Origin of the sequence: Pseudomonas sp. TWI929 (genome assembly GCF_039673335.1) — a bacterium.
GTDB lineage: Bacteria > Pseudomonadota > Gammaproteobacteria > Pseudomonadales > Pseudomonadaceae > Aquipseudomonas.
The window spans coordinates 37,989-51,768 of record NZ_JBDJLK010000010.1; the positions used below are offsets into that span (position 1 = coordinate 37,989).

11 protein-coding genes are annotated in these 13,780 nt (G+C 65.4%); 10 read left to right on the forward strand and 1 reads right to left on the reverse strand.

The annotated features are described in order from the left end of the window. Window positions 1–14: 14 nt before the first annotated feature. The 10 genes from ABE456_RS07065 to ABE456_RS07110 all read left to right on the forward strand — a co-directional run bounded on the left by ABE456_RS07065 (window position 15) and on the right by ABE456_RS07110 (window position 11,766). Window positions 15–803: an alpha/beta hydrolase gene (locus ABE456_RS07065; RefSeq protein WP_346643283.1), complete on the forward strand. Its 789-nt coding sequence runs from the start codon at window positions 15–17 to the stop codon at window positions 801–803. After that, the gene (locus tag ABE456_RS07070; RefSeq protein WP_346643284.1) at window positions 800–1,654 is read left to right on the forward strand and encodes an alpha/beta hydrolase; all 855 of its coding nucleotides are present in this window, start codon (window positions 800–802) and stop codon (window positions 1,652–1,654) included. The genes ABE456_RS07065 and ABE456_RS07070 overlap by 4 nt, the downstream gene beginning before the upstream one ends. Before the next feature lie 109 nt (window positions 1,655–1,763). Then, entirely contained in the window at window positions 1,764–2,558 is a 795-nt protein-coding gene (locus ABE456_RS07075) for a DUF4892 domain-containing protein (RefSeq protein WP_346643285.1), read from the forward strand. Between the two features lie 12 nt (window positions 2,559–2,570). After that, a complete protein-coding gene (locus ABE456_RS07080; protein ID WP_346643286.1) occupies window positions 2,571–3,623 on the forward strand; it encodes an AI-2E family transporter in 1,053 nt (350 codons plus the stop codon). Window positions 3,624–3,816: 193 nt separating this feature from the next. Beyond that, window positions 3,817–3,906 carry a K(+)-transporting ATPase subunit F gene (gene kdpF / locus ABE456_RS07085; RefSeq protein ID WP_003251485.1) on the forward strand — a complete coding sequence of 30 codons (90 nt, stop codon included), beginning with the start codon at window positions 3,817–3,819 and terminating at the stop codon, window positions 3,904–3,906. A 9-nt stretch (window positions 3,907–3,915) separates the two neighbouring features. Beyond that, the gene (gene kdpA, locus ABE456_RS07090) at window positions 3,916–5,625 is read left to right on the forward strand and encodes a potassium-transporting ATPase subunit KdpA (protein ID WP_346643287.1); all 1,710 of its coding nucleotides are present in this window, start codon (window positions 3,916–3,918) and stop codon (window positions 5,623–5,625) included. Between the two features lie 9 nt (window positions 5,626–5,634). Further along, a complete protein-coding gene (gene kdpB, locus ABE456_RS07095; RefSeq protein WP_346643288.1) occupies window positions 5,635–7,689 on the forward strand; it encodes a potassium-transporting ATPase subunit KdpB in 2,055 nt (684 codons plus the stop codon). Between the two features lie 10 nt (window positions 7,690–7,699). Then, a complete protein-coding gene (gene kdpC, locus ABE456_RS07100; protein WP_346643289.1) occupies window positions 7,700–8,257 on the forward strand; it encodes a potassium-transporting ATPase subunit KdpC in 558 nt (185 codons plus the stop codon). A 162-nt stretch (window positions 8,258–8,419) separates the two neighbouring features. Next, the gene (locus ABE456_RS07105) at window positions 8,420–11,074 is read left to right on the forward strand and encodes a sensor histidine kinase KdpD (protein WP_346643290.1); all 2,655 of its coding nucleotides are present in this window, start codon (window positions 8,420–8,422) and stop codon (window positions 11,072–11,074) included. Continuing rightward, on the forward strand, window positions 11,071–11,766 hold the full coding sequence (locus tag ABE456_RS07110) for a response regulator (protein ID WP_346643291.1): 696 nt from the start codon (window positions 11,071–11,073) through the stop codon (window positions 11,764–11,766). The genes ABE456_RS07105 and ABE456_RS07110 overlap by 4 nt, the downstream gene beginning before the upstream one ends. 100 nt (window positions 11,767–11,866) lie before the next feature. Here the strand turns inward: ABE456_RS07110 and ABE456_RS07115 are convergent, their stop codons facing one another. Continuing rightward, window positions 11,867–13,732, reverse strand: coding sequence for an FAD-dependent oxidoreductase (locus ABE456_RS07115; protein WP_346643292.1), 1,866 nt, complete (start codon window positions 13,730–13,732; stop codon window positions 11,867–11,869). Window positions 13,733–13,780 lie beyond the last annotated feature (48 nt).

A 13,780-nucleotide genomic window follows, 5' to 3' on the forward strand; every position in this document is an offset into this window, starting at 1 on the left:
CCGGACCAGGCGCCATGTCGCAGCAGATCTTCTTCGCCCATGCCAACGGTTTCCCTTCGGCCACCTACGGCAAGCTGTTCGCTGCCCTGGCGCCGGACTACCAGGTGCAGCACTTGGCCCAGCACGCGCACGACCCGCGTTTTCCGGTGGATGACAACTGGCAGAGCCTGGTTGATGAACTGCTGCACCACCTGGCCCGGCAGGACCAGCCGGTGTGGGGTGTTGGTCATTCGCTGGGCGGTGTGTTGCACCTGCACGCGGCCCTGCGACGCCCCGAATACTACCGCGGGGTAGTGATGCTCGATTCGCCAGTGCTCACCCGCGCCGACCAGTGGCTGCTGCGCACCGCCAAGCGTTTCGGCTTCATCGACCGCATTACCCCTGCTGGCCGCACCCTGGGGCGTCGCGAAACCTTCAGTGACCGCGACAGCGCCCGTGACTATTTCGCCGGCAAGTCACTGTTCCGCCATTTCGACCCCGAGTGCCTCGATGCGTATGTAGAGCACGGCCTGCAGGCGATGGAGCAGGGGCTGCAATTGCGTTTCGACCCCGCTACGGAAATCAGCATCTACCGCAGCATCCCGCATACCAGCCCCGCACCTGCGCGGCAGTTGCAGGTGCCACTGGCGATGGTACGGGGGGACCGCAGTGACGTTGTTCGTCGCCACCACGCGTTTGCCGTGCGCGGCTTGCCCAAAGGCGAATACCACAGCGTGCCGGGCGGGCACATGTTCCCGCTGGAGCGGCCGACCGACACCGCCAGCCTGATCAAGGGCCTGTTCGACCGCTGGAGCCAGGCATGAACGCGCAGGTCGAGGAAATACGCCTGAGCCTGGGCCATATCGAGCTGGCCGCGCACCTGTTCGGCCCTGCGGATGGGCTACCGGTGATCGCCCTGCATGGCTGGCTGGATAACGCCAACAGCTTCGCCCGCCTGGCCCCGCAGTTGAAAGGCCTGCGTATCGTCGCCCTTGATCTGGCCGGGCATGGGTACTCGGAGCATCGGCCGCCCGGTGCCGGTTATGCCCTGGCCGACTATGCCCATGACGTATTGCGGGTAGCCGAACAGCTGGGTTGGCAACGCTTTGCCCTGCTGGGCCATTCGCTTGGGGCAATCATTTCCGTGCAGCTGGCTGGTGCTTTGCCGGATCGGGTCAGCCACCTGGCATTGATCGACGGCGTCATCCCACCGACCGGCGCCGAGCAGGACGCTGGCGAGCGGCTGGGTATGGCGCTGCAGGCCCAGCTGCGCCTGGATGGCAAGCGCAAGTCGGTGTACACGACGCTGGAGCAGGGCGTGCAGGCGCGCATGAAAGGCATGGTCGCGGTCAGCTGCGAGGCTGCCGAACTGCTGGCCCAGCGTGGCTTGATGCCGGTGCCCGGCGGCTACAGCTGGCGCAGCGACAACCGCCTGACCCTGCCATCGCCGGTGCGCTTGAGCCAGGCTCAGGCCATGGCCTATGTGCATCGGGTGAGTTGCCCGGCGCAGCTGGTGGTAGCCGCCGACGGCATGCTGGTACGCCACACCGAGCTGTTGCAGCAGCTACCCTTTGAGCAGGTGACGTTGCCTGGTGGCCATCACCTGCACCTGAACGATGAGCAGGGCGCGGCCCTTGTCGCAGACTGTTTCAATCGCTTCTTTGGCTTTGCTTGACTTGCACCGGACAAGTGTCGAGGCTTGGCGGGTTGAACAGGGAGACAACCATGCAACTGCCAGACATCCTGGAGCATCATCTCGGCGCTGAGCGCCGCCTGGGTCGCCAATGAGTGCGCCTGTTGCCATCCGCAATGCCGCCGTCGCCTGCCTGGTGTTCGCCAGCCCCTTGCTATGGGCCGGCAGCCTGCCGGTACCGCAAGACGCCAAGGTGGTCGACCAGCGCCCGGCCGTGGAGCAGGAGCGCGTCTACCCTATGGGCCCGCTGCGCAAAATCAGCGGCCGCCTGCGGGTCGAGGACAAAGTCGAAAGCCGTGGCCAGGTCAGCTCGGTAACCTACGAACTGCCGGTCGAACGTACTGCCCGTGAAGCCTTCACCAGCGTTCGCGAACAACTGCAGCGCGACGGTGGCTACCCGTTGTTCTGGTGCCAGGGCCGCGATTGCGGCGAGGCCAGCCTGTGGGCCAACGATGTGTTCGCCAATGCCCGCCTCAATGGTGGCGACGAGCAGCAGGCATTCATCCTGCTGCGCCGCTCGGCTGAAGAGGCCGACACCCTGGTCGCGCTGTACAGCGTTACCCGTGGCAACCGCCGTGCCTACCTGCATGTGGAAGAGTTCGTCGCCGGCAGCCCGCTGGGCGAGCTGTTGCCGACTGCCGCCACGGTACTGCGCGAAATGCGCGACACCGGCAAGCTCGATTACCCTGACCTGGCCGCGCCGCAAGACACCTGGGCGAACCTGTTGGCCCGCAGCCTGAACCTTGACAGCACCCTGCGAGCCAGCCTTAGTGGCGCCCAGGCCGAAGCCTGGCGCGAGGCGCTGGTCAAGGCAGGCGTGCGTAACGGCCGCCTTGAAGTCGGCAATGCGCCGACCGATGGCCTGCACCTGGAGCTGATCCGTTGAACGAGCACCGTCATGGTTAACAATGATCGCCTGCTGGTCCAGATACTGCTGCTGGCGTTGCTGGGCGCCGGCCTTTGGGTGATGGCGCCGTTCATTTCGGCACTGTTGTGGGGGGCCATCCTGGCCTTTGCCAGCTGGCCGTTGATGCGCTTGCTGACGCGCGTGCTGGGCGGGCGTGAAACGCTGGCAGCCAGCCTGCTGACCACGGCCTGGATCCTGATCGTGGCATTGCCGCTGGTGTGGTTGGGGTTCAACCTGGCCGATCACATTCGTGATGCCACGGCATTCGTGCGTGACGTGCAGGTAGACGGCTTGCCCGATGCACCGGCCTGGCTGGGCGGCATTCCCTTGGTTGGCGAGCGCCTGGTCGGCTGGTGGCAATCGCTGGATCAACAGGGCGCGGCTTTGCTGGCCTCGCTCAAGCCGCACTTGGGCCAGGTGGGCAACTGGCTGCTGGTGCGCAGTGCGCAGATCGGCAGCGGCGTGCTGGAACTGACCCTGAGCCTGGTGTTCGTGTTCTTCTTCTACCGCGACGGGCCACGTTTGTCGGCGTTCGTCCTGCGCTTGCTGCACCGCCTGATGGGTGACCGCGCCGAGTACTACCTGGAGCTGGTGGCCGGCACGGTGCAGCGGGTGGTCAACGGGGTGATCGGTACGGCGGCCGCGCAGGCTTTGCTGGCCTTGATCGGCTTCCTGATTGCCGGTGTGCCTGGGGCGATCGTGCTGGGCCTGGTGACGTTCATGCTCAGCCTGATCCCCATGGGCCCGCCGCTGGCCTGGATCCCGGCCACGGGTTGGCTGGTGTGGAAGGGCGAGTACGGCATGGCGGTATTCCTGGGGGTCTGGGGCACCTTCATCATCAGTGGCGTGGACAACGTGCTCAAGCCGTACCTGATCAGCCGTGGCGGCAACCTGCCGCTGGTTATCGTGTTGCTGGGGGTGTTCGGCGGCTTGCTGGCCTTTGGCTTCATTGGTCTGTTCATCGGGCCGACCTTGCTCGCGGTGGGTTACAGCCTGCTGCTGGACTGGAGCCGCAATGCCGGGCAAGAGCCTCCCCAGCGGTAAGCCTGTGCCGGCCGCTTCGCGGCGGTTCATCGTGGTGTCGAACCGCCGCGAAGAGGCCGGCACAGACAACCTTCATCCGTGATCTTTACGCATTCTTTATACCCACCCCCACCCCTCGATCTCGTCCCTTTACGCCTCTCTCTCGGACAATTTCCCCAAAGCGGCCCAAGCCGCACCACGGGGAGAACCACTCATGAACATGCTCGACGGGCTGTCACTGCTGCTGGCAGTGGCATTGGCGTTTTACCTGCTGGTGGCGCTGCTGCGCGCCGATCGCAGCTAGGGAGTGGCCATGCACAGTTACGATTTCGCCTTGCTCCTGGCATTTTTCGCCATCGTGCTGCTACCGGCACCCTGGCTTGGGCGGTTCTACTTCAAGGTCATGGAGGGCCAGCGCACCTGGTTGTCGCCGGTGTTGGGCCCGGTCGAACAGGCCTGCTACCGGCTGGCGGGTGTGAACGCCAGCCAGGAGCAGAACTGGCGGCAATACACCCTGGCCCTGCTGGCCTTCAACCTCGCCGGGTTCCTGCTGTTGTTCGCCGTGCTGCTGCTGCAGGGCTACCTGCCGTTCAACCCGCAGCACCTGCCTGGCCAGGAATGGTCGTTGGCATTCAACACCGCCGTCAGCTTCGTCACCAATACCAACTGGCAGGCCTACAGCGGTGAGGCGTCAGTCAGCTACCTGAGCCAGATGCTTGGCCTGACCGTGCAAAACTTTGTCAGCGCCGCCACCGGCCTGGCCGTTCTGGTTGCCCTGTGCCGTGGCATTGCCCGGCGCAGCGCAACGACGCTGGGCAATTTCTGGGTCGATATGACCCGCGCCACCCTCTATGGCCTGCTGCCGCTGTGCCTGCTGCTGGCGCTGCTGCTGGTGTGGCAGGGCGTGCCGCAGACCTTTGCCGACTATGCCCACGCGCTGACGTTGCAAGGCACCGAGCAGACCATCCCGCTGGGTCCGGCCGCCAGCCAGATCGCCATCAAGCAACTGGGCACCAACGGCGGCGGCTTCTTCGGCGTCAACTCGGCACACCCGTTCGAGAACCCCACAGCCTGGAGCAACCTGTTCGAGGTGGCGTCGATCATCCTCATCCCGGTGGCCTTGGTGTTCACCTTCGGCCACTACGTGAAGGACCTGCGCCAGAGCCGTGCCATCCTCGCCTGCATGCTTGCCCTGTTCCTGATCGGCGGCAGCACGGCGTTGTGGTCCGAGCACCAGCCCAACCCGGCGCTGGAAAGCGCGCAGGTACAACAAAGTGCCCCTATGGAGGGCAAGGAAAGCCGCTTCGGCACCACCGGCTCGGTGCTGTGGACAGTGACCACAACGGCCGCTTCCAACGGTTCGGTCAATGCCATGCACGACAGCCTCAACCCGCTGACCGGCATGGTGGCGATGGTCAACATGATGGTCGGCGAGGTGATCTTTGGCGGCGTTGGCGCCGGCCTTTACGGCATGCTGCTGTTCGTGTTGATTGCGGTGTTCCTGGCTGGGCTGATGATTGGCCGCACGCCGGAGTACCTGGGCAAGAAACTGCAGGCACGCGAAGTGCAGTTGCTGGTGGCGACCCTGCTGGTAATGCCGGTAGGGGTACTGGTGCTCGGCGCCATTGCCGCCAGCCTGCCTGGCCCTGCGGGTGCAGTGAGCAACCCGGGTGCGCATGGTTTCAGCCAGCTGCTGTACGCCTACACCTCGGGCACGGCCAACAACGGCTCGGCGTTTGCCGGTTTCGGCGCCAACACGGTGTTCCACAACCTGATGATCGGCCTGGCCATGCTCATCGGCCGCTTCGGTTACATCCTGCCGATACTGGCCTTGGCCGGCAGCCTGGCGGCGAAGAAAAGCGCGCCCCAGGGGCTGAACAGCTTCCCCACCCACGGCCCCCTGTTCACCGGCCTGTTGCTGGTGACCATCTTGCTGGTCGGTGGCCTGACCTTCCTGCCAACCCTGGCCCTTGGGCCAATCGCCGAACACCTGAGCCAGGCTCTGTCTCTGGAAAGCTTCTGAGGACTGACCATGAACATGCCCATTCCTGAAGTACAAGCCCGACACAGTGCCAAGGACCAGACCCGGCTCGCCGCGCTGTGGCGGCCGGCACTGGTGCAGGCATTCGTCAAGCTCGACCCGCGCCAGCTCAAGCGCTCGCCGGTAATGCTGGTGGTTGCCCTGACCGCAGTGCTGACCACTGTGCTGTGCTTTGCCCCCGGCAGTGGCGTGAGCACCGGCGTTGCCGTGCAGATCGCCCTGTGGCTGTGGTTTACCGTGCTGTTCGCCAACTTCGCCGAAGCCCTCGCCGAGGGCCGCGGCAAGGCGCGTGCCGACAGCCTCAAGGCCGGTAGCCAAGGCCTGACCGCCCAGCGTCGCCAGCGCGATGGCAGCTACGAGACTGTCGCCGCCAGCGCGCTGCGCAAGGACGACGTGGTGCGCGTGGTGGCGGGTGAAATGATCCCCGGTGACGGCGAAGTACTTGAAGGTATCGCGGCGGTCAACGAGGCCGCCATCACGGGTGAGTCCGCGCCGGTGATCCGCGAATCCGGCGGCGACCGCTCGGCAGTGACCGGCAACACCCGGTTGGTCTCCGACTGGCTGCTGATCCGCATCACCAGCAACCCGGGTGAGTCGACCCTGGACCGCATGATTGCCTTGGTCGAAGGCGCCAAGCGGCAGAAAACCCCTAACGAGATCGCCCTCGACATCCTGCTGATCGGCCTGACCCTGATCTTCCTGATCGTGGTGGTGACCTTGCAGCCGTTCGCCCACTTTGCCGGTGGCAGCTTGCCGCTGATCTTCCTCGCCGCATTGCTGGTGACGCTGATCCCCACCACCATCGGCGGCCTGCTGTCGGCCATCGGCATCGCCGGCATGGACCGGCTGGTGCGGCTGAACGTGATCGCCCGCTCGGGCCGTGCAGTGGAGGCTGCCGGTGACGTGCACACGCTGATGCTCGACAAGACCGGCACCATTACCTTCGGCAACCGCCGTTGCAGCGCGCTGCATGCTGCACCGGGCATTACCGCCCGTGAACTGGGGGAGGGCGCCTTGCTCGCCTCGCTGGCCGACGACACCGCCGAAGGCAAGTCGATTGTCGAGTACCTGCGCCAGTTGCATGACTTTGTCGAGCCGCCGGCCGGGCAGTACGAAGCCGTGGCCTTCAGTGCCGAAACACGGCTGTCGGGCATCGACTTCCAGCAGCGCCGCTACCGTAAGGGTGCCGTCGACGCGGTGTTGGCATTCGTCGGCATGCAACGCCTGGAAATGCCGCCGGCGCTGGCCCGTGAAGTGGAGCGCATTGCCCAGAGCGGCGGCACACCGCTGCTGGTGTGCCTCGACAAGCGCCTGCTCGGCGTGATTCACCTCAAGGACGTGGTCAAGCCTGGCATTCGCGAACGTTTCGCCGAATTGCGCAAGCTGGGCATCCGTACGGTGATGGTGACCGGCGACAACCCGCTGACGGCTGCCGCCATCGCTGCGGAGGCTGGGGTGGATGATGTGCTGGCCGAGGCCACGCCGGAGAAGAAGCTGGCGCGCATACGCCAGGAGCAGAACGACGGCCGCTTGGTGGCGATGTGCGGCGACGGCGCCAACGACGCCCCGGCACTGGCCCAGGCTGACGTGGGCATGGCCATGAACGACGGTACCCAGGCGGCGCGCGAGGCGGCCAATATGGTCGACCTGGACAGCGACCCGACCAAGCTGCTGGACGTGGTACAGGTCGGCAAGGAGCTGCTGGTGACTCGCGGCGCGCTGACCACCTTCTCCATTGCCAACGACGTGGCCAAGTACTTTGCCATCCTGCCGGCGCTGTTCGCCGCCATCTACCCGCAGCTGGGCGTGCTCAACCTGATGCACCTGGCCAGCCCACAGAGTGCGATTCTCTCGGCCATCGTATTCAACGCGTTGATCATCATCGTGCTGATTCCGCTGGCATTGCGAGGTGTGCGGGTGCAGGCGGCGAGTGCCGCGCACCTGTTGCGGCGCAACCTGCTGATCTACGGGCTGGGCGGCATTGTCGTGCCGTTTGCCGGGATCAAGCTGATCGATCTGCTGCTCAATGCTCTGCACCTGGTCTGAGGAGGCCACCATGAATGCTTATGTACGCCCGGCATTGAGCCTGGCTTTGCTGATGACCTTGATTACCGGCGCGTTGTACCCGCTGGCGGTGACTGGCATTGCCCAGGTTGCTTTCCCTGACCAGGCCAACGGTAGCCTGGTGCGCGATGACCAGGGCCAGGTGCGCGGTTCGGCCCTGATCGCCCAGGACTTTCAGGGCGATAGCTGGTTCCATTCGCGGCCCTCGGCAGGTGCCTACGCTACCGTGGCCAGCAGCGCCAGCAACCTGTCGCCGAGCAACCCGACGCTGGCCGAGCGGGTCAAGGGTGATGCGGCGGCGCTGTACCAGGCGCAGCAGGGGCCAGTGCCGCAGGCGTTGCTGACCACCTCTGGCAGCGGCGTCGACCCGCACTTGCCGCCGGAAGCCGTGGCCTACCAGATTCCTCGGGTGGCGGCGGCGCGGCAGTTGCCGGTAGAGCGCTTGCAAGCCTTGCAGGAAGAGGCCACCCTCCACCCATTGATTGGCCCGCCAGTGGTCAATGTGCTGGCGTTGAACCAGGCCTTGGAAAAACTCGCCATTGTTAGGTGAATTGAAGAGCTAGCAGGGGCCCTGTGGGAGCGGGTTCACCCGCGAAGAAGGCGACTCGGTGTATGGCACCGGCTTCGCCGGTGTTCGCGGGTAAACCCGCTCCTACAGGTACGGTGTTTGTCCCGGAGTCGGCTGATTGCTGGAAATTGCAAAGGATGAAAAATGAGTGACTCCACCCGCGCAGACGCGCTGTTGGCTACCCTCCCGCGAGCCGGCCGGGGCCGGCTGAAGGTGTTCCTTGGCGCCGCCCCCGGTGTCGGCAAGACCTTCGCCATGCTCCAGGCCGCCCACGCCCAGCAACGCCAGGGCGTGCAGGTGCTGGCCGGGGTGGTCGAAACCCACGGCCGCGCCGAAACCGAGGCCCTGCTCGCGGGCCTTCAGCAGCAGCCCATGCTGCGCAGCCAGTACCGCGGTGTCACCCTTGAGGAAATGGACCTCGATGGCCTGCTCAAGGCCGCGCCAACCTTGCTGCTGGTCGATGAACTGGCCCACACCAACGCCCCCGGCAGCCGCCACGCCAAGCGCTGGCAAGACGTACAGGAACTGTTGGCCGCTGGCATCGACGTGTACACCACGGTCAACGTCCAGCACCTGGAAAGCCTCAACGACAAGGTTCGCGATATTACCGGCGTGCAAGTGCGCGAAACCCTGCCGGACTGGGTGCTGCAGGAAGCCTTCGAGCTGGTGCTGATCGACCTGCCACCGCGCGAACTGCTCGAGCGCCTGCGTGAAGGCAAGGTGTACGTGCCCGAGCAGGCGCGGGCGGCCATCGATGCGTTCTTCTCGCAAACCAACCTTTCCGCCCTGCGCGAACTGGCCATGCAGACTGCTGCCGCCCAGGTCGATGCCGACCTGGCCAACGGCTATCGCCAGCGCGGTCAGGAGGCCCCAGCCTTGCGCGGTCGGCTGTTGGTGGGCGTGGATGGCGACGACCAGGCCGAACGCCTGGTACGCCATGCCAGCCGGGTGGCCCAGCGCCGCCACCTGCCGTGGAGCCTGGTGCACGTAGACAACGGCCGCCTGCGCGACGAAACCGCCCGACATCGCCTGCAGGCCGCGCAGCAACTGGCCGAGCGCTTGGGCGGGGAGGTGGTGTTGCTGCGTGCTGGCGAAGTGGCGCGCACACTGATTCAGCATGCTGCCGAGCGGCGCGCCAGCCTGGTGCTGGTCGGGCAGTCCCGCGACCGCCTGCGGCGGCGCCTGTTCGGTGCCGGTGTGGCCGCGCGGTTGCTGCGTGACAGCCATGGCCTGGAAATCAACGTGCTGGACCGCGACGCGCAGCCGCCAGCGCCGCGTTCGGCGGTGCGGCGGGTGTGGGTCTGGCGCCATTACGTGCTGGCGCTGTTGGCTACAGTGATGGCCGCAGGCCTGGCCTGGGTGGTGTCGAGCGTGTTGGCGCTGCCCAATATTTCGCTGGTGTTCCTGGCCGCAGTGTTGCTGGTGGCCGTACGCAGCAGCCTGGGGCCTGCACTGGCCTGCGCCGCGCTGTCGTTCCTGACCTACGACTTTTTGTTCATTCCGCCCAACTTCTCGTTCAGCATCCAGCGCGAAGAAGATGTGCTGACCTTGGTGTTCTTCCTGTTGATGGCAGCGCTCACCGGTAACCTGGCCGCCCGCCAGCGCCGCCAGTTGCAGGCGTTGCGCGAAACCCAGGCGCAGACCAGCCAGTTGCTCGACCTGTCGCGCCGGCTGACGGTGGCCACCGACCGCCAGGCGGTGTTCAACGCCGCTGGCCAACACCTGGGGGGTTGGCAGGGCATGCAGGTTTGCCTGCTGCAGCGCAACGCCGAAGGCCAGTTGCAAGTGGCCAGTGGCGAAGCCCACGCCTTCAGCGATACCGAACGGGCCGCCGCCGATTGGGCTTGGCAGCACGGCCAGGCGGCCGGCCACGGCAGCGACACCCTGCCCGATGGCCGCTGGTGGTGGTGGCCGTTGGCGGTGGACGAGCAACCGCTGGCGCTGCTGGGTGTGCGGCCGCGCTCCGGCCAGCCGCTCAGTGACTCGAGTCGGCGCCTGCTCGTTGCCCTTGGCCAGCCACTGGCCCAGGCCTTGGCCCGCGCCCGCCTGGCAGAACAACTGGAGGCTGCACGCCTGCACGGTGAAACAGAGCAACTGCGCAGTGCCTTGCTGGCCTCTGTTTCCCATGACTTGCGCACGCCATTGACCGCCATGCGTGGCAGCATCGACAGCCTGCTGGCGCTGGGTGAAGCGATCCCGGCTGAAGACCGCCGCGAGCTGCTGGAGGGCACCCGCAACGAGGCCGAACGCCTCGACCGTTATATCCAGAACCTGCTGGACATGACCCGCCTGGGCCATGGCGGCCTCAAGCTGGCCCGCGACTGGGTGGCCCCGGCAGACATTGTCGGCAGTGCGCTCAACCGCCTGCGCGTGGTGCTGGCGCCGCTGCGCGTGCACACCGACGTGCCGGCCGAGTTGCCGTTGTTGTACGTGCATGCAGCGCTGATCGAGCAGGCACTGGTAAATGTGCTGGAGAACGCCGCACGCTTCTCGCCGGCCAATGGTCGGCTGGCGCTGCAAGTGGCGGTGCAGGATGAGCAATTGCGCTTTACCGTCAGCGATCAGGGCCCCGGTATTCCCGTGGCCGACCGCGAGAAGATCTTCGACATGTTCTACACCGCCGCCCGTGGCGATCGCGGTGGGCAGGGTACTGGCCTGGGCCTGGCCATCTGCCAAGGCATGATCGGCGCCCATGGCGGGCAGATCCTGGTGGGCGAAGGCATCGATGGCCAGGGCACTGGCATCACTCTATGCTTGCCGCTGCCCCCTCAACCTGAAGCCGAAAGCGAAACCCCATGAGCCAGTCCGCTACCCTGTTGGTCATCGACGATGAACCGCAGATCCGCAAGTTCCTGCGCATCAGCCTGGCCTCGCAAGGCTACAAGGTGCTGGAGGCTGCCACCGGCGCCGAGGGGCTGGCCCAGGCGGCGCTGGGCAAGCCGGACCTGGTGGTGCTCGACCTGGGGCTGCCGGACATGGATGGCCAGCAGGTGCTGCGGGAACTGCGCGAATGGAGCGCGGTGCCGGTAATGGTGCTGTCGGTGCGCGCCAGTGAAGTGCAGAAGGTCGATGCGCTGGATGGCGGGGCGAATGACTATGTGACCAAGCCGTTTGGCATTCAGGAGTTTCTCGCTCGGGTGCGGGCCCTGTTGCGCCAGGTGCCGCAGGCCGGTGGCTCGGAAGTGGCGGCCAGCTTTGGGCCGCTGACGGTGGACTTTGCCTTTCGCCGGGTGACTCTGCATGGGGTAGAGGTGGCGTTGACCCGCAAGGAGTATGCGCTGCTGGCGCTGTTGGCCGGGCACCCGGGGCGGGTGATTACCCAGCAGCAGTTGCTCAAGGATATCTGGGGGCCTAGCCATGTGGAGGACACCCATTACCTGCGGATCGTGGTCGGGCACCTGCGGCAGAAGCTGGGCGATGACCCCACGGCACCGCGGTTCATCATCACCGAGGCGGGGGTGGGGTACAGGTTGGTGGCGCCTTTCGCTTGATCCGCTATCATCCCGAGCGAGTGGGTGATCTTTGGTTTTCAGCAAGCCGATTGCCCCACAGGAGATCGCGATTTTTTGTGGGAGCGGCCCCTGCCTGGCTCTAAGAGAGCAGCTCGTTCACCGCACGCGATGCCTCATCAATTGCTGCATGCGCGTAGGCCTCCCAGGCAGCATCGGAGTTGGCGATGGCAACATTGCCGACCTTCTCACGGGCCAGCCTCATCAGCTTTTCACTCTCATCCAGATCGTCGAACAGGCTGTTGGCATAGTACGCGTAACCATGCGGCCAACGGTTGATGGTGATGGCCTGCACATCCTTGTGGTAGTCGAAGCCCGCTGGCCCAAGCATTGCCTGCAGTTGATCACGCACCATGCCCTCCATCTGCTCGAACGTCATGGCGTACAGCTTGCTGCGGCCGACCCGGGCCTGGCTGCGGGCATCCAGGCCGGCGTTGGGCGTGGTCGGTACGTAGACCATGTGCAGGCCGATAGGCTGGTTGGGGTCGCGTGGATGGCGGTAACCGCCAATGTCCACCGGGTAATCCAGCTTGACGCGGCTGTAGGGCTGGTTGGGGGCGTAGATTTCGTGCACGCCCAGCTTGATGAAACTGTGCCAGTTGCGAATCAGCACTTTGGTGTACACCAGCGGGAACTTCACGTTCTGTGACAAGGCGTGGGCTTGCTCGGCGGATAGGTCGCGCAGCAGATAGGGGATCATCATGTTGTAGCAGGCCAGTACGCAGTGCTTGCCGTGTACCCGGTGCAGTTGGCCGGCCCGGCTATAGTCGATATCGACGCCACCGTCACGATTGTTCACGCTGACGGCGGTGCTGTTCAGGCGCAGGCGCACCGGGCCTTGCGCGAGGTCCAGCCTGGCGTAGTCGAAGGGCGCCAGGACGATGTCGTCCATGTTGTTGCCGGGTGCTACAGCGGGGATCAGGCTGCGCACCAGCAGCCGCGCCAGCGAGGCGTTGCCGTCGGGGAAGTGGTAGATGTAGGGCTCTTCCATTTCCGCTTTTATTTCGTCGCTGACAGGCGCGAGGCCCATCGCGGCAAAACCGGGGAAGCCCACGCCATAGGCATCGTCGGCGGCCACGGCGTCGATGCTCAGCGCGGAGAAATCGTTGGTACGGCTGAGGAAGTAGCGCGTAGCGGCTTCGCTGAGGCCGACGTCCTTGCGCAAAAAGTCCTGGTAGCTGGTCTTGGCCAGATAGGCCTCTTTCTGCTCAAGGCTTTTGCCCGCCAGGTAGTCGCGGGGTGCCTCGTGCAGGTCGATCAATGCCTGGCGATCGGCCTCTGGCAGCGGGAAGTCGCCAATGAATGCGCGCCAGCTGCGGGCGTTTAGCTTGTCTGGGGCGATATCGTCGGCGACCATGGGCGTCGGGTCGCCACTGACCAGCTTCGCTTCGCCGAAGCCGGCCTGGTCGAAGAACACCCCGCGCGACAGGCCAAGGTCGGGGTAGAAGTTGCGGTCGAAGGCGGTCTGGAAACGGTCCACATCCACGTTCAGTTGCTTGAGCAGGCCGTTCACCGTGTCGCTGTAAAGGTGCTTGGGCGACTGGAACGCCTCGCTGCCGCCGTAGCCGAGGATCATCTGCCCTCCGGCCTGGAACTCGTTGCGCTTGGCGTGGCCGCCGAAGTCATCGTGGTTTTCGATGATCAGCACGCGGGCGTGCGGGTGCTGCTGGCGGTAGAACCAGGCGGCGGACAGGCCACTGATGCCGGCGCCGACCACCACCAGGTCGTATTGCTCTTCTACCTTCAGGTTGCTGGTGTCGAATACCTTCTTCTCCCAACCCATCTGGTGCGCCACCTCGAACGCGCCTGGGTGGCTGCCGCGCAGGCCGGTGAGTGCGGGCGGGTAGTAGCGGCCGGACGGCGCGGCCTGGAGTATTTGCAGTGGGGTGAGCCCGGCACCGATGGTGAGGGCTACGCCATTGAGGAAGTCGCGTCGAGTGATGGTCATGTCAGTGTCCTTACCGGGTAACCATTGGCATGCTCGAAGCGTAGCCGT